Origin of the sequence: Atlanticothrix silvestris CENA357, from assembly GCF_016056295.1 — a bacterium.
Classification (GTDB): Bacteria; Cyanobacteriota; Cyanobacteriia; order Cyanobacteriales; family Nostocaceae; genus Atlanticothrix; species Atlanticothrix silvestris.
Genome location: NZ_JAECZB010000099.1, coordinates 1 through 21,406 on the forward strand (window position 1 = coordinate 1; position 21,406 = coordinate 21,406).

The following is a 21,406-nucleotide window of genomic DNA, read 5'->3' on the forward strand; positions in this document are numbered from 1 at the left end:
AACCATTTGCGGAGGGTATCCCCCCCAGCTTCCCCAGCTTCCCCAGCTTCCCCAGCCCTCCTTTTCGGTGATGAAAGTCGTGTAGGATTAAAAACAGAATTAGGAAGGCTGATTACGCTCTGTGGCATTAAACCTATCGGCATCATGCAATGGAAGAGAGAAAACTTCTATTTGTATGGATTAGTAGAGCCATTAACTGGTGAGTATTATATTTGGGAGTTCTCTCATCTCAACACAGCTTGCTTCAATATTTTTTTAGAACAGTTTGCAGCTACATATCCTTCAATTAGATAACGGTGCTTTTCATTTAAGCCAGACTCTTAAAATTCCAGAAAATATTATTTTATTATTTCAACCTCCACATACTCCCCAAGTCAATCCCATTGAACGTTTATGGGAAGAAGTCAAAAGGAATTTAAGTTGGGAATGCTTTGCTAATTTGGACGAGTTAAGAACAGTTATTTGGCAACGTCTTGAGGAATTAAACACATCAATTGTTGCGAACATTACAGGTTGGGGTTTTATTTTGGATGCTTTATTTGTATCAGGCTTTTCGTGAAATGGTATGAGTGGGGTAAGTCCCGCCCAAACAATTACCGATGCTCAAGCTAAAAGATTGTGGGCGATCGCGCGGGGTGAAGCCAAGCTAAGTGAGAGTGAAGTGAGGACGATTTTTGCAGAATTTCAAGTAGAATCAACTGCCCAGATTCAGGTTACTCAATACGATAAAGTTATTGAGCGAATTAAAAAATTTAACCCAGGTTTTTAGATTAATTAAAATGGCAAAAATCTTAAAACTAGCGCGGCGGTGAGTTGTTAAGCCGTTCAAATATTTCTAGATGGTCTATCTCTGTAAGGTGCTTGCCATAGGTGTTGGTGTGAACCGTTGGAGAGTGCCCCATCCACTTTGCGGCTACGATGATTGGCACTTTGTATTTAGTTGCAGCGCGAATAGCATAACTGTGGCGCAAATCATAAGTTTTAAATTTCACACCATACCTTTTTAAGGCTTTATAAATCCTGTTACCTAAATCCTTGTTGGTTATACCTTCCAGATTTACCCTGGAAGGTTTTTTATTTTCCCATAGCCGCCACTCCTGAATCCATTCTAAAGGCAAAGGAAAGGCAATCCTGCTTCCCGTTTTGCCTTCGGCAATAGCGCAAGTATGTGGGTAATTGGAGCTAATTTCACAGAAAAAGGCTTCATGAGGTCTCAACCCAAAACAAGCGATCGCCCCAAACACCCACTGCCACTCAGGATGTGCGATCGCATCCCGCACCGCCACAATCTCTTCTTCTGATGGTAACTGCCTGATAATTTGTTTTGTGCTGGAGTAACTGCCTTGGTATTTTTTGAGGTCAACCTTTACACCAGCAAGCTTTGCTAGTTGTTCCAACCTTTGGCACATTGTCCGTCGCGTCCAGGTGTTGGCAGGGGTGGCTGTGGCTGTAGCAATTAAAATTTCAGGCGTTAAATTTTCATTCACTGGCAGCTTATTAAAGCAAGCTTCGTAATGTCGCTTCCATGTCTGCTGTTTGGTTGGATCATCGCCATTGCTAGCGAAATATTCTTGCTTAAATTTTTCTACCCAATAGCTACAAGTTGCAGTTGGCTCCTTTTGTTCTAAGTATCTACTCCAGTCAAATTCATCCCTTGCCAATAATCCTCCAACTATCTTCGCCTCAGCCTCTGCCCGTTGCAATCCGGCTGGGTTGGCGTAGATACCCAAGGATAAATATTGCTGATGCCAGATTATTTTCTTGCTCCCTGGTTTGGGTGGAAGTGTCGCACGCAAAGATAAGCGATCGCCCCTTTGCTCAACTTTCACACCTACCTTCCCTGCTTTTAGCCTTTCGTTGACCGCCTCAACCGTCCATTTCACTGTGCTAAACCTGAGCTAAATACATTCTGTATTTGAGCATAATATGGGGTAATTCAGCACAGTATTAGTACAGTAAATCGTACTAGTCTTAATAAGCTAAAAAGCCAGAAGTGCTTCTGGCTCTTAGGAATATTGGTTTTAGGGTTCAAGCCAGCAGTCGGATTTGAACCGACGACCTTCCGATTACAAGTCGGATGCACTACCACTGTGCTATGCTGGCGATTTCGGTTATGTTTTTTCAAACCTTAACAAGTTTACTATTATACCACAAGCAAATTATTTGTCTACCCCTTAGAACATTGTTTTCAGCAATTTTAAATTCAAAGCTAAAAAATCGAAAAGATTGCCCTACTTAGAGGTAATCTTTTCGATTTATGGCAGTAAATAAAATACTACCAGAGTACATCTTCGTGTTATTCTTCTTCCTCTAAATTATCGTTGTCGTCGTCGTCTTCTTCTTCTGTAGATTTGGCTACTGAGTTAGCAGATACTACAGCTCCCATATCTAGCTTTTGACGCACTAGTTCCTTTATTTGTTTAGCAAACTCAGGTTTTTCTTCTAGGTACTTGATGGCGTTATCTCGTCCTTGAGAGATATTATCGCCGTTATAGCTGTACCAAGCTCCTTTGCGAACAATCACGCTAGTTTCTTCTGCTAAGTCAACTAGACAACCTAAAGTAGAAATCCCCTTACCAAAAATAATGTCAAATTCTGCAATTCTGAAAGGCGGCGCTACTTTATTTTTGGCAACTTTCACTTTAACGCGATTACCAAATTCATCTGTGCCTTTTTTCAAGGTTTGAATCCGGCGAATATCTAAGCGCACCGAAGCATAAAATTTCAATGCGTTACCACCAGTTGTAGTTTCTGGGCTACCGTAGGTAACACCGATTTTTTGTCGCAGTTGGTTAATAAAAATTACTGTACAACCAGATTTACCTATGTTACCAGTAATTTTTCGTAAGGCTTGGCTCATCAAGCGCGCTTGCAGACCAACATGGGTATCACCCATATCGCCTTCAATTTCGGCACGGGGAACCAGCGCTGCTACAGAGTCAATAACTACAATATCAACCGCGGCTGAGCGAACTAGCTGATCGACAATTTCTAATGCTGATTCACCAGTGTCAGGTTGGGAAACTAGCAAATTTTCAATGTCTACACCTAAAGCCGCAGCATAAGTGGGGTCAAGGGCGTGTTCAGCATCAACAAAGGCAGCAATCCCGCCATTTCTCTGCACTTCGGCGAGGGCGTGTAGTGCTACTGTGGTTTTCCCGGAACTTTCCGGCCCATAAATCTCGATCACTCTTCCCTTGGGTAAGCCGCCACCCAATGCCAAATCCAACGTGAGCGCCCCAGTAGAAATCGTCTCCACCCGCATCCGGGTAGCATCGCCTAGGCGCATGATTGCTCCTTTGCCGAAGCTGCGTTCAATCTGGTTGAGTACTATATTTAACGCTTTTTGCTTGCCAGAAGTATCGGTGTTGATAGCCATTCCTGCCTCTAATTGCCTCTAAAAATATATGGATTTAAGGAGTGTTGCTTTGGGAGTTTGAGTAGAACAGATATACTATTTTAGCCAGAAAATTCTAGAATAGGACTTCTCGAATAAAAAAGGAAGTGTGACAAGATCCTAACCTGAACGCTACCTGATTGGGGTAGTCCTGCACTATGATACCAACTTGAATTTAGAGATAGCTTGTTTTAGGCGGGTAAGTAAGGGATTTTTCAAGTAAAGAATTATCCAAAAGCTAGTGTATATTTTTAGACTGCTTTATTTTGAGCAGAGAAAATCCGAGCAACCATCGCGGCGCGAGATGAAACTTCTAATTTACGGAATATCCGTTTTAAGGCTTGCTTGACTGAATTTTCTTGAATCCAAAGAGTAGAACCGATTTCAGCATTCGTAAGCCCCTGTGCGACCAGTTCGGCAATTTGCAGTTCACGAGAAGTGAGCCGATGATTAGACAAGTCAGGTTCTAGACATGCACGCGATCGCACCGTTGCTAACCAGGTAGATAAATGTAAACATAACCCACTGAGATCAGCAAGATTTTGTGTATCAAAGGCAGCAGTACCCCGAATGCGGGTAAAGCCAACAACACCCACAAGGCAACCATTGCTAACAATTGGCCCGGCCATGACATGCCAGTGGTCAGGGCGGGGACAAATCAAATTCCATGCCTTTGGGGTCAATACTAAAGCTTCGTGAACAGGAGCATGATGCTCAACTAGATAGCGCACGACCGGATTATGCTCTACAGATAACCCGACTTCCAGTAGATTCTGGAAACTGCTGTTAACAAGAGGAAGTTGATCCCAAAAAAAAATTCCCCAACGATCAGCAGCAAAATAATTACCTATGCTATCTATAATCTGCGCTCGCAGGTCTTTTTCATCTTGCGCTTGGGCGATCGCTTGAAATATGGATTGCAAAGAATTCGCCATAATTTTGTTGCCAAATGTACTCTTTCGAGGACTGGATTAGCTGGGAAATCAACCATATATTACCTCAATACCTCCACCCAAATTTTAAAAATATGTTCAAGTATGCCCATCCTGAAGTGCTGGTTGATTGCCAGTGGGTTATGGAGCATTCCAACGATCCTCAAGTTCGCATAGTCGAAGCAGATATCAGTCCCGAAGCTTACAATAACGGACATATTCCCAATGCAGTTTTCTGGAATATATTGAATGATTTATTACTTCCTGATTACCGCATCAATTTTGATATCACTGCATGGGAAAAACTGTTAACACGTTCTGGCATTAGCAACGATACAACAGTGATTACTTATGGCGATTATGGCGATTTACCTGCAACTGGGGCATGGCTATTTTGGCTTTTCAAAGTCTTCGGTCATGGTGATGTGCGCGTTCTCAATGGTAGTCGTAGAAAATGGGCTATGGAAGGTTTGCCATTGACAGCAGAATCACCAATAATTTTGCCAACTCAGTATCAGGTATCGGCTCCTGACGCAAATTTGCGAATATTGCATAATCAGGTGCAAGAATCAATTGGTAAGACAGACTGCGTATTGGTAGATGTGCGTACACCTCAAGAATACAGTGGCGAATGGTTTATGAATGAGCCACCCAAAGCAACTGAACGAGCAGGACATATTCCTAGTGCAGTATCTGTTTTTTATGGACTAGCTTTGAACGATGATGGAACTTTTAAGTCAGTAGAAGACTTACAAGCACTTTATAGCGAGAAGAACATCAACCCGGAACACAAGGTAATTACTTACTGTGCTATTGGTGGGCGATCAGGACATACTTGGTTTGTCTTGAAGTATTTGCTGGGATATCCCCATGTGCAAAATTATGATGGGTCTTGGAATGAGTGGAGTCGGTTTTCTGATATGCCGATTGAAAATTGACGTAGAACGTTGATGCTTAAATTGATGATTTGGATTTAACACAGTAGCAATAATTAGAACTGATTGAATGCCATTCGATATCTACTGGTCGATTTTCTCAGTGTGGCACAGAGTTTGACTGCGACTGGCGATCGCCTGGGCGCGGGTACACCGCGCCATTGCTTAATTATGAAATTAAATAATATATAAGTTTTTCATCTTATTTTGCATTTTATTTGAGGTAATTACTTAAATGATTACTAAAATTTAATGTTGCATTTACGTATTATTTACCTCCTTTTATACAACCAGAGCTACACTGCGATCGCTCAGTTTTACTGAATTTCTGTAACTTTTACAGAAACAGTTGTAGTTTATTTCAACGAATAAATATTCACAAATGAAAAAGTCTAAATTTTTCAAGACTATTCTACTTCTTGCTTTCCCAGCAGCAGTACTTTCCATTTTGCTTAATTATCTACAAAAGCCACTAATTGCTCAAACCTCAAGTGTCCATCTCAGAATGGGAAATCCCAGTAATGCTGGCACTAGTTACAGTAATCGTTTATTAAGCAAATTTCAATATGCAGTTTCTTACAATTGCTATAGAGGAACACCCAATTGGGTCAGTTGGCAATTGAACACATCCTGGTTGGGAAGCGCACCTCGCCAAGATGATTTTCGCGCAGATACTACATTACCTTCAAGCTGTTATCGAGTCACTTCTTCCGATTACACTGGTAGCGGATTTGATCGCGGACATAATACTCCTTCAGCCGATAGAACAAACACCGTTACCAATAATTCTGCTACTTTTTTAATGACCAATATCATTCCCCAGTCACCTGATAATAATCAGGGGCCTTGGGCTGTATTAGAAAGCTATTCTAGAGACTTAGTAAATCAGGGAAAAGAACTCTATATTATTTCTGGTTCTTATGGCACTGGTGGTACAGGGTCAAATGGTTCCAAAACCACAATTGCTAATGGTAACGTTACAGTTCCAAGCAGAATTTGGAAAGTTATTGTAGTGTTAAATTCATCAAATTCTGGAGCTAGTAGCGTCAATACTAGCACCAGAGTAATTGCTGTTAACATGCCTAATACACAAGGTATTAGAAATGCGAATTGGAAAAACTACAGAGTAAGTGTTGATTCTATTGAAGCAAACACTGGTTACAATTTACTCTCTAATGTTTCTACATCCGTTCAAAGTACAATTGAAGCTAGAGTTGACACTTTATAAGACTTGTTAAAAAGGTTATTTATGAAGTAAAAATAAAATTTTTGTAGGCTGTATTATGGCACATATCTTCAATGTAATTGGTCAAAAATAAGAATAATTTAAGCGCCTAACGCACCCTACTTAAGATTTACTTTATAAATAGTCTTTAATGAAAACTAAAGCCTGTCTATATTTATAGACAGGATGACGATTGATTAGTTAGGTTTCTATAACTTGTGTCGAAATTCCAGCTAAATCTTTTGATGGAGTTTTCCCAACAATATAGACATTAATATTGATAGTACCTATGCGATAGACTTGAATATCATTGAGATTATCTTTTAATATTTTGACAAGTAATTGAAATTTTTGCACATTTTGTTTTTGGGTTTCATCGTGCCATTCTTTGTGATCAACACAGTTACGAAAAAAATAATTTAATTCTACTGTTTCAATTGATGTTTCTTGGGAATTTCCTGTTAATTGAAGGAGTTTTTGATTTGTCAAAGGTTCTTGACCTTCATTAGACCATACAAAAACTTCAAATGGATACTCTGACTCACTCATCATTAGCAAACTATCGGTAGCTTGTTTGAGCTTTTCAGTAATTTCATTATTCATAGAATTTATTTATAGACAATATTTTTAATTTAACATCATTACTGGAATTTATTAAATTGATAATGTAGTTGATTTTGTCATTAATTTTATAGATCTATAAAAGTCATGATTGAGGATTTTACAGGATATCGTATATTTACTTTAAGGGGAGAATATCAAGGTAAAAGTGGTGAAGTGATTGATTATCAAAATATTGATTTTTAAATTCAGAAAGGATGCCTTGTCAAGTTAGATGAAGATTCCTCTATCGTATGTATTCCTGAACGAGATTTAGAAGTCGAGAATTTAAGCCCGCAGGGAATAAATAGAACGGTGCAAATAAACCGAACTATGTAACGAAAAGTAAAGTTATTTGAAAACCTCTTTCCTTCTGCCTCCTACCTTCTCATAACGATAATTTTTAACACCGAGCTACTTAAGTGCTGAAATAACAAAGTTTAAAAATAAGGCACTAGCTCATCAAATGCCACAAAAATGAGAGGGAAAGCAATCTGCTGTTGGTTAGGAGTTTGAACATATAAGCCACCAGCTTGGCGTTCTAGGGTTTGAATCATATTAATAACCTCACGCTTTTGTTTTATGTCTCTAGCGTAGGTGTGTTTTTTTGGCAAAAATGCTCAGTTTTATGTTCACTAGATGCTCAGCAATTGGCTCAATGATTCATTTATTACGAAATACTGCTTTTTACTGGAACATAGGCTGGAATTGTTAGTCTAACTCAACACATGGGCACAATAAACAAATACAGAGTTATATATTTTACATTAGCTATTTTATACAACCGTGAATAAGTTACAGATCATTAAGCTACTTGAAGGTGAGGGATGGACAAAAGCAGACGCTATGCGTGCTTTGGAAGCAATTGACTTTAGTTGTGATCCTGATGAAATTACTATTCGCAGAACTATTTCGTCTTTCGCTGGTTCAGAACTAATTAAGCGTCAGCGCCTTCAAGCTGCTCAAAAAAGTTTAGTAACCAAGAAAACCAAAGAGATTGAATTGAAAGAGCAGGAATTAAATAAATTTCAAAAACAGGAAAAAGAAAAATACGAAGTTGAGATTCAAAAATTATTTGAGAGAAACAAAATTTTAGAAGCTCAATTTCAGAATATAAATTTTCAGAATAGTGAGCTAATTCAAGCAAATGATCAACTCAAAAAAGATAACAAGAGCTTGAAAAATATAATTGACGCAATTAAGCTAAAACTAGCTTTAGATACTAAGCGACTGCTTCAATATGAAGACAGTGAAATTCGTAAAGCATTAATTAATATGTTCAAATCAACACTGGGGTAGGAAATTTATTCTATGATTAATAAAAAAAATAAAAAAATAAAATTTAATGGAATGAGTTATCGTGAAATTCAATATACTAACTCTAAGAATCGAATTAAGCTTCATAGAGAAGAACAATCTTGGCTCAAAGAAAAAAGGTATAAAAACATTGGTTGGCAGAACGTTATTAATCTTTATCAAAAAATAGAAGAAATTTTAAATAGATATCAATTTGAAGATTTAACGCTTGAAGAATTATTTTTAGAAGCTGATCGTATTGGAAATAAATATTTCACAACTCAAGAAATAGCTAATTTTAATCAAAAGTTGGCTATAGAAGTTAACGAAATTGCAGAAGAAATTGATCGGCAATTTCCTGATACAGAAATAGAGTTTATTGATTTTAGTAAAAATTCTAAAAATAGATACAATAGAAAGATATATAAATAAAAATTATGAAATTTTAGCGATATATATACGATGAATATCGAAACTAAGGAACTTAGAGAATTGTTTGAGCTTGCAAATCAGATCGGTAACAAGCGATATCACAAACTAACTCATCAAGATTTTGAAAATTATCGAAAATTCGATTACTGGCGCTATATTAATGGTGATTACGAATGTGGAACAACCCAAGAAAGTAAAGACTGGGTGAAAGAAAATTCAGATTGGCACTGTCCAATTTGTGAGTATCATTACTCTGACAAAGGTGGTAAGACAATAGATCACAAATTACCTCGGTCACAATACCCTTGGTTATCAATGGAATTTAAGAATTTATGGGTCATTTGCAAGGCTTGTAATCAAGAAAAAGGTGAGATGCATTGGTATGAGTATGAACATTATATATTTGTTCGCAATCCAGATCTTTACCTTTGTGTGAAAGCTGCCCGTCCTAATTTGTTGCTTAAGTCTTTAAAAGATTAAACTAATAGATGTGATTGCTTTGGTAAGCGATCGCAGGGGGCATCATAAACAGCAGCAAAATCACTAAACTGCTAGATGAAGAGATATTCTATTGTTGAGAGCAGAAGCGATCGCAAAAGACAATAGAAAAGAATCTCTATAACAGCCATGAGTACCAAAATCACTATTACCTTGCCAGACAAGATTTACCAACGTGCTGAACGCTTTGCACGGCTAGCAAATCGTGATGTTGCTAGCGTTTTAGCAGATACTCTTCAACTCTCGATTCCACCTGTCAGTACAGAAGTTAATAATCTTGAGCCTGTCTCTGTTTTATCTAATGAATAAGTTCTGGGTTTAACTGAACTGCAAATGGAACCAGAACAAGATTCTCGACTGAGTGAATTGCTTGATCGCCAACAGGCAGGTACTCTTACTAATGATGATCGCCCAGAATTACAAGTCCTGATGCAGATTTATCAGGAAGGACTTTTGCGGAAAGCAACTGCACTAAGAGAAGCTGTCAAACGGGGATTGGTTAAAAATAGAGACAATCTGCTCACATAACAGATATATGTCCAACTCGCTCAAAGCATCTACAAAAGGACTGGCAATTATAGACAAAGCACGGCTGCGTATTGGATGGACAAAAACCAGCACGGCGCGTTGGTGGCAGGATGCTCATACATCTAGAGCGACATTACGGCGATTTTGGCAGAGCGATCGCATTCAGCGAGAAATCTTCATTGCCATCTGTCAAGCGGTTGGCATTAGTAACTGGGAAGCGATCGCAGATGCTACTGATTTGAACTTAGATATTGCAGACATCACGACATGTCATATAAATAATTCCATAATTAATTTTTGTAAGAAGCAAAATATTAATTGAAAAACTAAAATTTTTGCATTGACACTATATTGTTATAAACTAATAACTCAATTTATTAACCTTTGGCTAGCTAATAAAATCAGTTAAATTTTAATGCTTCCAAATTATCCAAAACGACCACTCACATAGTCTGCCGTCTGCGGCTTCGAGGGATGATTAAAAATATCTTCTGTCATATCAAATTCCACCAACTCCCCTAAATACATAAACGCCGTATAGTCAGAAACACGAGCCGCTTGCTGCATATTGTGAGTTACTATCAAAATTGTCACCGTTTTTTTCAGTTGTACAATTAACTCTTCAATGCTAGCGGTTGCTATCGGGTCTAAGGCTGATGTTGGCTCATCAAATAAAATAATTTCCGGGTCAGTTGCTAAAGCACGGGCAATGCACAATCGCTGCTGTTGACCACCAGAAAGATTAAAAGCTAAGTCATTTAATCGGTCTTTAACTTCATTCCACAAAGCTGAATCGCGCAAAGCTTTCTCTACTTTTTCATCAATAACTCCACGCTTAGATTCACCTCGTACCCTCAGGCCATAAGCCACATTTTCATAAATTGACTTAGGAAAGGGATTAGGTCTTTGGAATACCATACTAATCCGCATCCGCACCTCAATTGGGTCAACCTTATTACTGAGTAAGTTAATCCCATCCGGTTGTAAAGCAATTTCTCCTCTATAGCGATTTCCCGGATAAAGGTCATGCATCCGGTTGAAACAACGTAACAGGGTGGTTTTGCCACATCCAGAAGGCCCAATTAGCGCTGTAACTTGTTTTTCGCTTACTGGCATATTGATATCTTTGAGAGCGTGAACTTTTCCGCCATAGTAAAAATTGAGGTAATTTACCGAAGCTTTGATTGGTTTTTCTAAGGTTGAAGATACTGTTTCTACCATTTGATTTTTCTGCGTAAACTATAACGGAGATAAATTGCCACAGCATTCATAGCCAAAGTCATAGCAATTAGTACAACACCTGCTGTTGCTGCGTTCACTTGAAACTCAGCTTGGGGGCGAGATACCCAATCGAACATTTGGATGGGCAAAACTGTGAACGGAGCAAGTAACCAGGAAAAGGAAATGTAGGGAAATTGTCCTGTAATTGGTGGTTCTGGTAAGAAGGCTATAAATGTAAGTGCGCCAATGGTAATTAAAGGCGCAGTTTCGCCAATGGCTCGTGCCAAAGCCACAATAATACCAGTAAAAATTGTGCCTGTTGAGTAAGGTAGAACATGATCCCAAATCATTTGCCACTTAGAAGCTCCTGTCGCATAAGCAGCTTCACGGATACTATTAGGAATAGCACGCAGAGCCTCACGGGTAGCAACAATTACTACTGGTAAAACTAGTAGCGCCAAGGTCAAACCAGCGGTAATAATACTTTGACCGAGGTGAAAGCCATACACAAATACCCCTAAAGCCAAAAGACCGTAAATAATCGATGGTACCCCCGCTAAATTGGTGACATTAATCTCAATTAAATCAGACAACCAATTTTTTTTGGCATACTCTTCTAAGTAAATCCCTGATGCTATGCCGATAGGAATTGCTACTAATGCCGTTACCAACATGACTAAAAGCGTTCCTACCCAAGCTGAGAGGATTCCTGCTTCTTCCGCCTTGCGACTGGGAAAAGAAGTCAAAAACTGCCATGAAAGACGTGGAAAACCATCACTAATCAAGTCAAATAATAGTGCTAGCAGTGTAACAATGCCAATTAGCATCGACAGCAGACCAATGACATTGAAAATATATTCTGCTCGCTTGTTACGGCTAATAGTTTTACGGACTTCCTGAAGATTAAAAGTTGTCATTTTAATAAATTTCTCGATAGTGCTTGGTGAGGAAATGACCAATGATATTAAAAACCAAAGTCATCAGCACTAAAGTCAGTCCAACAGCAAAGATAGTCTCGTATTCTAAGCTGCCATGAGGTAAGTCGCCAAGACTTACCGATACTATGTAGGCAGTCATTGTAGCTGCTGGTTCCATAGGGTTAAAAGTTAGATTAGGCTGTCCACCCGCAGCAATAGCCACTATCATTGTTTCGCCTGCTGCACGAGAAATGCCTAAGATGTAAGCTGCTGATATGCCAGAAAGAGATGCTGGCACTACAACTCGCAAAGCTGTTTGCAAACGAGTAGCTCCCGTTGCATAAGAACCCTCACGTAGATGGGCTGGTACAGCCCGCATGGCATCTTCGCTGAGGGAGCTTACATAAGGAATAATCATAATGCCAATGACTAGCCCTGCACTTAACATACTAAAACCAGGCAAATCCGGCAAAATTACTTGCAATAATGGTGTAATAAATAACAACGCAAAATAACCATAAACTACAGTAGGAATGCCTGCTAGCAGTTCCAGAGCTGGCTTGACTACTTCCCGGACTATGGGTGGAGCAAATTCACTGAGATAAATAGCAATAATTGTACCTAGTGGTACTGCAACTAATAAAGCTACCACTGTCGTAACCAAAGTTCCTGAAACTAGCGGCAAAATTCCGTAGTGCTTTTCGTCAAATAAAGGTGTCCACTGAGTATCTGTTAAAAATTCCCATAAAGATACTTTCTGGAAAAATAGTATGGACTCGTAAAGCAAAACACCAATAATCGCTACCGTAGTCGCTACAGAAGAAAGTGCTGCCAAAAATAAGACAGACTCAATTGCCCGTTCTCGCGAATCGCGCACTAGTTTTGGAGAAAACCGAGTTTGTTTGACACTACTCATGCTGGATATGCGCTTGCTCCTTGATATGATCAATTTCAATAGGCAAAGAGAGGTGTTATGCCTCTCTTTGGTAAGTTTTGAGAAATTCAAAATTCAGAACTAAGCTTAGTCTTTAGCTTCACGGCTCATCAGTTCTTCAATCTTTAGTCCAACTGATTCTTTTCCACCAAAAATTGTGCCAAATCTCTTTTTGTTAAAGTGGTTTTGGGCAGTAGTGTAGGCTGATGCTGGCAAGGGTACATATTTTACTTCTTGGGAAAACTTAGCCCCATTCTGTAAGTAAAATTGGATAAACTGCTTCACCTCTGGCTTTTCAGCTGCCTTGGAACTGACATAGATAAAAATTGGGCGGGATAGAGGGGTGTAAGTGCCGTTTTTTACAGTTGTCTCTGAGGGTAATACACCATTCACTGGTACTGCTTTCAGTTTGTTTTGGTTTTCTGCATAATAAGCATAACCAAAGTAACCAAGAGCATTTTTATCGCGGGCAACACCCTGTACAAGTACGTTATCGTCTTCACTAGCGGTGAAATCACCACGGCTAGACTTAGATTTACCAACAACAGCTTCGGTAAAGTAGTCGAAGGTTCCAGAGTTAGCACCAGGGCCAAACAACTTCAACGGTGCGTTGGGGAATCCTTGACGAATCTGATTCCAGTTGTTAACTTTGCCTTGTGCCCCTGGTTCCCACATTTTCTTCAATTCAGCTACTGTCAAGTTTTTCGCCCAAGAGTTTTGGGGATTAACCACTACAGTCAATGCATCATAAGCTACTGGCAGTTCTAAATAGCGAATACCCGCAGCTTTGCATTGATCCATTTCTTTTTGTAAAATTGGACGAGAAGCACCAGAAATATCTGTTTCCCCTCGGCAAAACTTTTTAAATCCACCCCCAGTACCAGAAACGCCCACTGTAACGCGAACTCTGCCTCTTTGAGCTTTTTGGAACTCTTCTGCTGCTGCTTCAGTAATTGGGAAGACGGTGCTGGAACCATCAACTTTAATCGTGCTGACACTTTGAGACTGAACCGCAGATATTGATATGCCCAGTGTGGCTCCTACTAATGAGATCACACCCAATGCTGTCAAACCGTTAAGCTTAAAGTTCGTTTTGTTCATAAAGACACTTTTAGTTTGTTGCACGTAAAATTTTTGCTCTCTCACTTCAAAAGCGCAGTAGTTTTATGAAGTTAAGTACTAGTGAACATACAATAGGTTCACTGTTATAAAAATGACATGGAAAGTTAATATAATAGTTAAACTTTGGTTAGATAAAGGTTAATCTTAACTAGTGATGTGATAGGATTTTTGTACAAATAAAAGTCTAAAAAAAAATAATTTTTCGTCACAAGACTTATACAAACACTTAATAACTGGGTACTTGCTGTTTAGCTATGTGAATGAATATAAACCTCCGCTTTTTAAGGCAGCATAGTGAAAAAAATGCCGCTGATTTTTACTTTTTTATGTAGTCAATATTTATTGCACAGGCTTTTCCAGCATGAATAAATTAATTCCAGCCATCAGAGTGAAAAATCTCAGTTTTTATTACGATGCCCAAAAGATACTTGAAGGGATATCAATAGATATTTATCAAAGTAAAGTAACTGCGATTATTGGCCCTAGTGGTTGTGGTAAAACTACCTTTATTAAATGTCTAAATCGGATGATTGATTTAGAAGGAGATGTGCGAGTTGAAGGACGGGTAGAATTTTTTAATCAAAATATTTATGAACGTCGGGTCAATTTAAATCGGCTGCGTCGCCAAGTTAGTATAGTACTCCCCAAGCCGAATCTTTTTCCTATGAGCGTTTATGACAATGTTGCCTATGGGGTGAAATTAGTGGGATGGCGACCAAAAACAGAATTAGATGGCATTGTAGAATCTGCTATCAAAGATGCTGACCTCTGGGATGAAGTCAAAAATAAACTGTATAAATCGGCTTTAGAGCTTTCTGGTGGTCAACAACAACGACTCTGTATTGCTCGTGCTTTAGCAGTCAAACCGAAAGTTATGCTGATGGATGAACCTTGCTTTAGCCTTGATCCCGTTGCTAGCATGAAGGTTGAAAGTTTAATTCAGAGTTTGCGTTTGCGCTCTGACTTGACAATGGTATTTATTAGCCACAATTTGCAGCAAGTTACTCGTATATCTGATTTTACGGCTTTCTTTAACACTAACGAAAATCGGATTGGTCAAATGGTTGAATTTGGTGCCACAAAAAAGATTTTTTCCAACCCTTGTGATTCTCGTACCCGCGACTATGTTTTAGCCCGTCTTAATTGAAGTACTTCTTGTGATGATATGAAGTTAGTGTTAAAAAATGAATTGAAATTTAATTAATTCTTACTAGCTTTAAGGAAATATTATTTATACGGACATCTATATTACAGACTACATCTAAGTTAAAAGTATTTCCTTTAGGCAGTTTTACGGTTATCAGATGGTTTATAGCCCAGATATAACATGGTTAAATTGCCGTCTAGGACGACGGTATAAGTCAGGTTGAACTACTTTAATATCTGAGCTATGCCAAATGAACAACGGTTGTTGAGTACCCATGATGCTAATTTAATCTATCAACTTAGTATTTCTGTTTGTCAGGAGATTATTCCTATCTTGCAGCAGCATCCTGAATTAGTGGTTATAAATTACCAAAAAATTAATTGGAGCCAAGCTAATTATCAATCTGCACTATTAGCTGGATTAAACAAAAAAGTTAGTAATTTAGCAAATTCTATAGAAATAATGCCCGCGATCAAAAAATATTTGGAAATATTTTTAATTCCAAGTTTTTTTGATTCTTTAGTTTTTCACAATTTAGAAACTAGAATTTGTTACTCTGTCTATTTTCCAAATTTTCCTGAATTTAATCATCAAAATGATTTGGTTACTCTACAAGCATCTATAAATAGCAAAGGCACTTTTGTTTCGCAAGCTTCACAAGCGATCGCTATTCTACTGTTAGATGCAGAAAACTTACAACTCAACATCGAAAAAGAAAAAATTCTCACAACAGTTTGTACTTTCCCTCTTCACGTTAAAATTACTTTTGCCAATTGGTGTAGTATGGGTAAGCGAGATGTTGAATTACATCAGCGTGGCTACGAATTGATTCATTTCCCTGCGGGGAAAGACAATGCTGATGGAAAAATGATCGCATTTGGCTCGTCAGTTCATGAGCGTTATCCAAATGCTAAAGAAGTTTTAGTCTGCTCCTCAGATAAAGTAATGACTAACCTTTGCAACCATCTTCAGCAAAATGGTTTGATAGTTTATCGTGTGAGCAAACAAGGAGAAAATCTCATAGTCTTGAATGTTTCTACAGATAAACTTGTCACGCAAATTACCGGTCGTCCTCCTGAATTACCAACAATTGAGCAGTTTATTCAGCAAATAAAAGAATTAATCAAGTCTGAGCAAAAAAAGACTAAAAATTGTTGGATTAAATTGAGTACTCTTTCTAAATCTTTTAAAATTAAACACAATTTCACTATTAGCGAATGTGTATCTAAACATCTTTCCGGAAAAAAGCAAGAAATATTTTTATTAATTATCCTACAGAATTTGTTGTTCATCAAATTGATGAAGTATCTGAAATATATGTAACCTTATTTGAGAATCATCAAGAACAGTCTGCAAACAGCACTAAATTATCACTACCACCTAGTATTAATTCCAAAGCAGATTTAGAACAAGCTCTCAATCATATTATCAATGAGTTAACTATAAAATCTTCTGGCAGTTACATTAGTATTGCAATTTTGGGGAGCAAATTTAATCATCAATATGGTAAATCGATTACTGAGCAAATCAAATCCTTGCAATTAAGTGGTAATTTCATTAAATTTTTACAATCGTGTAATTCTTTGAAATTGCAACAGACACAAAAAAGATGGGAAGTAGCTTTAAATTAAAACTCAGCCCGTTTTCTAGTCCACCCATACAGGTATATACTCAATAGAGTATGTAAGAGTATGTAAAAAAATGTAAATAGGACGATGCAAGATAATGTCGTTGTTGGTGCTACTGGTGGCATTAGTTTAGTCTTAACTCGCAAATTATGTTTTTCTAGTTTTAAAGACGCTTGAGTGCGCCTACCCAATTCTTGCTTATGAAGGAATTGATAATCTAGCAAAAGAGGCAGAATTTAGAGATAGATAAGCTTTGGTGCTGGATTTTCGGTAATTATGAAAATTGATCATGTTCACTTTTATGTAAAAGATGCCAAAGCATGGCGGGATTGGTTTGTACACCATCTTGGGTTTAAATCCGTAGCCAGTGGCATCAGTTCATTTCACACTTGTACGGAAGCGGTGAAAAATGGTGTTATTTACTTTTTGCTATCTTCACCACTATTACCTACAAGCCCAGTGGCTGAGTTTCTCAGACAACACCCACCAGGTGTAGCAGATGTTGCTTTTGCTGTCGAAGATGTTGAAGCAGCGATCGCCCTAGCGCAAGCATACGGTGCTACGATTATCCAACCCATTCAAGAATGGCAAGTGAATGGTATTTCCCTCAAGTGCGGCAAAATTGCCGCCTGGGGTGGATTGACTCATACATTGATTGAAAAGCCAGGGTTTAGTAGTCAATTGCAATTAACAACTGACAGCAATTTTATCGCCATAGATCACATAGTGCTAAATGTGGCAGTTGGCGAATTAAAACATGCTGTTGCTTGGTATGAAAAAATACTCGATTTTCAACCCCAGCAGACATTTAAAATTCAGACTGATCGCTCTGCTTTGTACAGCCAAGTAATGGTTTCGCATAATGGCAGCGTCCAATTGCCAATTAATGAACCAGCTTCTCAAAATTCCCAAATTCAAGAGTTTTTAGATGTTAACCAAGGCGCAGGTATTCAACATATCGCCTTGCGGATGTCTAATCTAATTGATGCGATCGCTCAATTTCGTGCTTCTGGTCTATCTTTACTCTCAGTTCCCCAAACCTACTACTCGCAGTTGCAACAGCGTCCAGGACTACCCTTAACACCCATAGAATTAGAGGCGATCGCCCAACAAGAAATTCTGGTGGATTGGCAAGAAGATGTTCAAAACGCACTACTACTGCAAATTTTTACCCAGCCCATCTTTGGAGAGCCGACCTTTTTCTTTGAGTTTATTGAGCGCCGTTATCAAGCTCAAGGTTTTGGGGAAGGTAATTTTCGCGCCTTATTTGAAGCCATTGAAAGCGAACAAATTAAACGCGGTACTCTGCAATAGAAGCCTCAGTAAAATATCCCAAATCAAGAGTCGAAGTTTTTTGACCAATGATTATTGACAACTAGTGAGATAATTTTAATAAAAATTAACGTTTCCGCCGATGCTAAGACTAATTACTGACTTCGACGGCCCTATTATTGATGTTTCCGAGCGTTACTACCGTGTTTATCAATTCTGTTTGGAGAAAATCCAACGACCAGACCAAGTAGTACAACAACTTTCTAAAGCTGAATTTTGGCAGATGAAGCGATCGCGGATTCCCGAAAAACAAATTGCCTTAAATTCTGGTTTAGACGCAGCGCAAGCACAAGAATTTGCTCAGCTGCGGCGGCAAACAGTGCATACAGAACCTTATTTCGATTATGACAGCTTATTACCCGGTGCTGTAGACGCGCTGTTAAAAATTCAACAAGCTGGAATCGATTTAGCAGTAATGACAATGCGTCGGGTTTGGGAACTAGACTACGCCTTTAAAAAACACGATTTAGACAGATTTTTTCCTGAAAGTCGCTGTTATTGCCTGAGCAACGACTATGTTAAAACTCGTGATATTGAAGATAAGCCGCTATTGATGGCCAAAGCATTAGCAGAACTACCCCCCGCAGCCGATACTTGGATGGTGGGGGATACGGAAGCTGACATTACTGCTGCGAAAAAACACGGTATTAAAGTGATGGCTGTGGAGTCTGGTATCCGCGATCGCGCTCAATTGGAACTTTATCACCCAGACTTAATTGTTAAAGATTTAAGCTCCGCTGTAGATTTAATCCTAGAGCCTAGTAGTACCGTTTCTTTGTGAAGCTGCGCCAAACTCTCTTAAACTCTTAATCTTGGCGTACTTGGCGTACTTGGTGAAGCAGTCGCAGTCTTGGCGCTTTGCGTCGATTGCGAACTGCTGAACCCGAAGGGCGGTTCGTTTTTGATTTCTTATACTAAGTCTGAGATCATTGGGCGCATCTTCATACAGAATTGGTATAGTGTGTCAAGAAATAATTAACGAATAGATTTGCTTTAGAGACGGCGATTTATCGCGTCTCTCCAAGTTAACCAAAAGTCCCCTTTCCCAAATAGGAAAGGGGACAGGTAATTTCAAATATTACTGAATGGGTTTATGAAAAATCTAGACATGCTTTTGGATAGTTTCTATACAATGTCGTAATTCCTCAATCTGCAAGACTTTAATGACCTCCCAGCAATCCTCAAGGAATCTAACGCAGAAAGCTGCTAACTAACCACAACAAGATGAATGTCAGTACTGTAGAAAACTGATTTGAGGTCAAACTGACAAATTGTGTTTGCGGCAAGAACCAATTAGCAAATAGTCCCCCGATAATCAAACCCATTATTAATGCAACGAGTGTAAACAAAACTGCTCTACCAAATTTACCTTCCTTACGATTGAGAAAGTAAATACTAATTCCCACCCCAACCACTAGCACCAACTGCAAAACTTGATCACCTGTAGCTGGATAAAAAATACTAATAGCACTCAAACCCAAGTACCAAGCTCCGGGTATGAGTACATCTGTGGGCGTTGGCTGATCCAGCATTCGTTGCAGCCACGCAGGCGACTGCTCACGGGGGGTTGGACTTTCTTTAACAGGCGATTGCACTCGTAGTTCTGGAAATCGAATTCGCTCAGGTACTTTTATTTTACCTTCCTGGCGCATCCGTAAACGCTCCATTAAAATCGCATCGTAAGCAGTTTCGATGAGTTCTAGACTCTTGGAATCGCCACCGTACTGCTCCATTAGGCGATTGCGAGCATCCTGAATTTCATCGAAGCTAGCATCTTCTGATACCCCAAGTTTTTCGTAGGGATTTTGATCGCTCATGGGAGTTTATACTTTAGCCTTAGTCAGTGGCAATCTTTTGCTTAAGAGAAACAAATTTGGGTTTTATGTGGATCGAAACTAAGAAAGTACCGACCCATATTCATGCTCTACCACGAATGGTAGCACGGGTTAGTTAGATTGACTTGGAAATTTTAACTACAGCCACTTTAACATATTGCCAGAACTCCGTGTATCCCCTCATGTCGTTGACCAGCGAGGGCTTTACTCTAGAATTTGAACTGAGTATACCTAAAACGCATTTTTTATGGAAAAATTAGCTTTTTTGGTGCAAATTTAGTAACTTAGTGTTTCTTGAGGAAATTTTCATGAATTATCCTCATAATTGTCAGTGGTATCGATCCGCATCTCGATTTAGAATTGAAAAGTTTTAAATCAACATATACTTCGGATAGGAACCTGTCCTAGTTTAGTGAACTACTGTGGCTAATGTCAGAATATATGGCGACTGGACATAAAGTTAACAATTACAGTACCTGCACTTGAGTGCGAGGATAACTACCGAAATTTTTTTGCTTTTATTGTCCAGAACCCTGATTACACTATTATTTGGATAATCAGGAATTTCATTCTTGGCCTTTGTAGATTCTTAAATAACCTCCAAAGTATCAACTGCGTTTTTACGCAATTCTCTTGTTAATCTTACGAATTTTTGTGCAAAGTGATGGTCATGGCTCCCGCCAAGATTCTTGTAGTTGATGACGACCCTGCGGTTCGGAACTTAATCCAACGCTTTTTGATTAAACAGAACTATCAGGTAGAAGCTGCTGAGGATGGTAAGACAGCCTTAGCTGTATTTGAGCAATTTAACCCAGATCTGGTGATTTTAGATGTAAATTTACCAGATGTCATTGGGTTTAACCTCTGTCAAGAAATGCAAAGTCGGAATGGTGTTTTTGTACTCATGCTCACTAGTCGTGCAGATGAGGCTGACAAGATTCGCGGCTTTGCTAAAGGTGCTGACGACTATCTCACCAAGCCATTTGGTCTGGGAGAATTAGAAGTCAGAGTAGGAGCTATTCTGAGGCGTCAGCGGGTTGTGACTACCGCTGAACAAAAACGCCTAGTATTTGAAAAGTTGATGATCGATCCGGTACGACGGGAAGTATCACTAAATAACCAACCAGTGCTATTAACCGCCTTAGAATTTGACTTATTGCATTTTTTGGCTAGCCATCCTGGTCGAGTTTGGCGGCGAGCAGAACTTATTCAAGAGGTGTGGGACTATGAATATGTAGGTGATCAGCGGGTTGTGGATGTGCATATCGGCCAAATTCGTAAAAAAATTGAAGTCGATGCTAGTCAACCAGCATTAATTCAGACTGTACGTGGTGTGGGATATAAGTTTGAATGTCCTACTCATGCCCAGATGGAAGTCAATTCTTAAGTCTTATAGTCTCTAGTCTAGAGTTTTTAACTTTAAATTA

The 21,406-nt window shown here is 38.9% G+C and carries 24 protein-coding genes, 1 tRNA gene and 1 pseudogene; 16 read left to right on the forward strand and 10 right to left on the reverse strand.

Going from position 1 to position 21,406, the window contains the following annotated elements; genetic code table 11:
• The 3 genes and pseudogenes from I8751_RS26415 to I8751_RS26425 all read left to right on the forward strand — a co-directional run.
• Positions 1-294, forward strand: a pseudogene (locus I8751_RS26415) (hypothetical protein); the annotation flags it as partial.
• Positions 266-559 (forward strand): transposase, encoded by a 294-nt coding sequence (locus I8751_RS26420; protein ID WP_214439974.1) that lies wholly within the window; start codon positions 266-268, stop codon positions 557-559. The pseudogene I8751_RS26415 and the gene I8751_RS26420, both read left to right, overlap by 29 nt.
• A gap of 6 nt (positions 560-565) precedes the next feature.
• Positions 566-769: a hypothetical protein gene (locus I8751_RS26425; RefSeq protein ID WP_214442062.1), complete on the forward strand. Its 204-nt coding sequence runs from the start codon at positions 566-568 to the stop codon at positions 767-769.
• Between the two features lie 28 nt (positions 770-797).
• Here I8751_RS26425 and I8751_RS26430 read toward each other — a convergent pair whose 3' ends face one another.
• The 4 genes from I8751_RS26430 to I8751_RS26445 form a co-directional block, all read right to left on the reverse strand.
• Positions 798-1,883 carry a site-specific integrase gene (locus I8751_RS26430; protein WP_214442063.1) on the reverse strand — a complete coding sequence of 362 codons (1,086 nt, stop codon included), beginning with the start codon at positions 1,881-1,883 and terminating at the stop codon, positions 798-800.
• A gap of 148 nt (positions 1,884-2,031) precedes the next feature.
• Positions 2,032-2,103 (reverse strand) — tRNA-Thr (locus I8751_RS26435).
• A 193-nt stretch (positions 2,104-2,296) separates the two neighbouring features.
• Positions 2,297-3,379 (reverse strand): recombinase RecA, encoded by a 1,083-nt coding sequence (gene recA / locus I8751_RS26440; RefSeq protein ID WP_214442064.1) that lies wholly within the window; start codon positions 3,377-3,379, stop codon positions 2,297-2,299.
• A gap of 269 nt (positions 3,380-3,648) precedes the next feature.
• Entirely contained in the window at positions 3,649-4,332 is a 684-nt protein-coding gene (locus I8751_RS26445) for a LuxR C-terminal-related transcriptional regulator (protein WP_214442065.1), read from the reverse strand.
• 92 nt (positions 4,333-4,424) lie between these two features.
• Between I8751_RS26445 and I8751_RS26450 the strand changes: the two genes are divergently transcribed.
• Together I8751_RS26450 and I8751_RS26455 are read left to right on the forward strand one after the other, a co-directional pair.
• Complete coding sequence (locus tag I8751_RS26450) at positions 4,425-5,267, forward strand: sulfurtransferase (RefSeq protein ID WP_214442066.1); 843 nt, start codon at positions 4,425-4,427, stop codon at positions 5,265-5,267.
• Positions 5,268-5,646: 379 nt separating this feature from the next.
• Positions 5,647-6,492, forward strand: coding sequence for a DNA/RNA non-specific endonuclease (locus I8751_RS26455; RefSeq protein WP_214442067.1), 846 nt, complete (start codon positions 5,647-5,649; stop codon positions 6,490-6,492).
• A 198-nt stretch (positions 6,493-6,690) separates the two neighbouring features.
• Here the strand turns inward: I8751_RS26455 and I8751_RS26460 are convergent, their stop codons facing one another.
• Entirely contained in the window at positions 6,691-7,092 is a 402-nt protein-coding gene (locus tag I8751_RS26460) for a nuclease A inhibitor family protein (protein ID WP_214442068.1), read from the reverse strand.
• A 783-nt stretch (positions 7,093-7,875) separates the two neighbouring features.
• Here I8751_RS26460 and I8751_RS26465 point away from each other — a divergent pair.
• From I8751_RS26465 to I8751_RS26485, 6 genes are all read left to right on the forward strand, one after another.
• Positions 7,876-8,388, forward strand: a complete 513-nt coding sequence (locus tag I8751_RS26465) for a hypothetical protein (RefSeq protein ID WP_214442069.1) — start codon at positions 7,876-7,878, stop codon at positions 8,386-8,388.
• Positions 8,389-8,400: 12 nt separating this feature from the next.
• The gene (locus I8751_RS26470; RefSeq protein WP_214442070.1) at positions 8,401-8,817 is read left to right on the forward strand and encodes a hypothetical protein; all 417 of its coding nucleotides are present in this window, start codon (positions 8,401-8,403) and stop codon (positions 8,815-8,817) included.
• Between the two features lie 30 nt (positions 8,818-8,847).
• Entirely contained in the window at positions 8,848-9,297 is a 450-nt protein-coding gene (locus I8751_RS26475) for an HNH endonuclease (protein WP_214442071.1), read from the forward strand.
• A gap of 147 nt (positions 9,298-9,444) precedes the next feature.
• The gene (locus I8751_RS29900) at positions 9,445-9,624 is read left to right on the forward strand and encodes a hypothetical protein (RefSeq protein ID WP_225894432.1); all 180 of its coding nucleotides are present in this window, start codon (positions 9,445-9,447) and stop codon (positions 9,622-9,624) included.
• 24 nt (positions 9,625-9,648) lie between these two features.
• A complete protein-coding gene (locus I8751_RS29905) occupies positions 9,649-9,843 on the forward strand; it encodes a hypothetical protein (protein ID WP_225894433.1) in 195 nt (64 codons plus the stop codon).
• A gap of 7 nt (positions 9,844-9,850) precedes the next feature.
• A complete protein-coding gene (locus I8751_RS26485; protein ID WP_225894434.1) occupies positions 9,851-10,165 on the forward strand; it encodes a hypothetical protein in 315 nt (104 codons plus the stop codon).
• A gap of 104 nt (positions 10,166-10,269) precedes the next feature.
• Here I8751_RS26485 and pstB read toward each other — a convergent pair whose 3' ends face one another.
• The 4 genes from pstB to I8751_RS26505 all read right to left on the reverse strand — a co-directional run bounded on the left by pstB (position 10,270) and on the right by I8751_RS26505 (position 14,016).
• Complete coding sequence (pstB, locus tag I8751_RS26490) at positions 10,270-11,064, reverse strand: phosphate ABC transporter ATP-binding protein PstB (protein WP_214442072.1); 795 nt, start codon at positions 11,062-11,064, stop codon at positions 10,270-10,272.
• A complete protein-coding gene (gene pstA / locus I8751_RS26495) occupies positions 11,058-11,981 on the reverse strand; it encodes a phosphate ABC transporter permease PstA (protein WP_214442073.1) in 924 nt (307 codons plus the stop codon). Before pstA ends, pstB begins: the two co-directional genes overlap by 7 nt.
• A 1-nt stretch (position 11,982) precedes the next feature.
• A complete protein-coding gene (gene pstC / locus I8751_RS26500) occupies positions 11,983-12,897 on the reverse strand; it encodes a phosphate ABC transporter permease subunit PstC (protein WP_214442074.1) in 915 nt (304 codons plus the stop codon).
• Between the two features lie 105 nt (positions 12,898-13,002).
• Complete coding sequence (locus I8751_RS26505) at positions 13,003-14,016, reverse strand: PstS family phosphate ABC transporter substrate-binding protein (protein WP_214442075.1); 1,014 nt, start codon at positions 14,014-14,016, stop codon at positions 13,003-13,005.
• Positions 14,017-14,398: 382 nt separating this feature from the next.
• Here I8751_RS26505 and I8751_RS26510 point away from each other — a divergent pair, with 382 nt between their 5' ends.
• The 4 genes from I8751_RS26510 (at position 14,399) to I8751_RS26525 (ending at position 18,925) form a co-directional block, all read left to right on the forward strand.
• Positions 14,399-15,184 carry a phosphate ABC transporter ATP-binding protein gene (locus I8751_RS26510; protein ID WP_214442076.1) on the forward strand — a complete coding sequence of 262 codons (786 nt, stop codon included), beginning with the start codon at positions 14,399-14,401 and terminating at the stop codon, positions 15,182-15,184.
• Between the two features lie 243 nt (positions 15,185-15,427).
• Positions 15,428-16,507, forward strand: a complete 1,080-nt coding sequence (locus I8751_RS26515) for an NYN domain-containing protein (RefSeq protein ID WP_225894435.1) — start codon at positions 15,428-15,430, stop codon at positions 16,505-16,507.
• Between the two features lie 581 nt (positions 16,508-17,088).
• Positions 17,089-18,126: a 4-hydroxyphenylpyruvate dioxygenase gene (gene hppD / locus I8751_RS26520; RefSeq protein ID WP_214442077.1), complete on the forward strand. Its 1,038-nt coding sequence runs from the start codon at positions 17,089-17,091 to the stop codon at positions 18,124-18,126.
• Between the two features lie 100 nt (positions 18,127-18,226).
• Positions 18,227-18,925: an HAD family hydrolase gene (locus I8751_RS26525; protein ID WP_214442078.1), complete on the forward strand. Its 699-nt coding sequence runs from the start codon at positions 18,227-18,229 to the stop codon at positions 18,923-18,925.
• Positions 18,926-19,334: 409 nt separating this feature from the next.
• On the opposite strand, the gene I8751_RS26530 is transcribed toward I8751_RS26525, so the two are convergent.
• On the reverse strand, positions 19,335-19,961 hold the full coding sequence (locus tag I8751_RS26530) for a CPP1-like family protein (RefSeq protein ID WP_214442079.1): 627 nt from the start codon (positions 19,959-19,961) through the stop codon (positions 19,335-19,337).
• 688 nt (positions 19,962-20,649) lie between these two features.
• On the opposite strand from I8751_RS26530, the gene I8751_RS26535 reads away from it, so the two are divergent.
• Positions 20,650-21,366 carry a response regulator transcription factor gene (locus I8751_RS26535; protein WP_214442080.1) on the forward strand — a complete coding sequence of 239 codons (717 nt, stop codon included), beginning with the start codon at positions 20,650-20,652 and terminating at the stop codon, positions 21,364-21,366.
• Positions 21,367-21,406 lie beyond the last annotated feature (40 nt).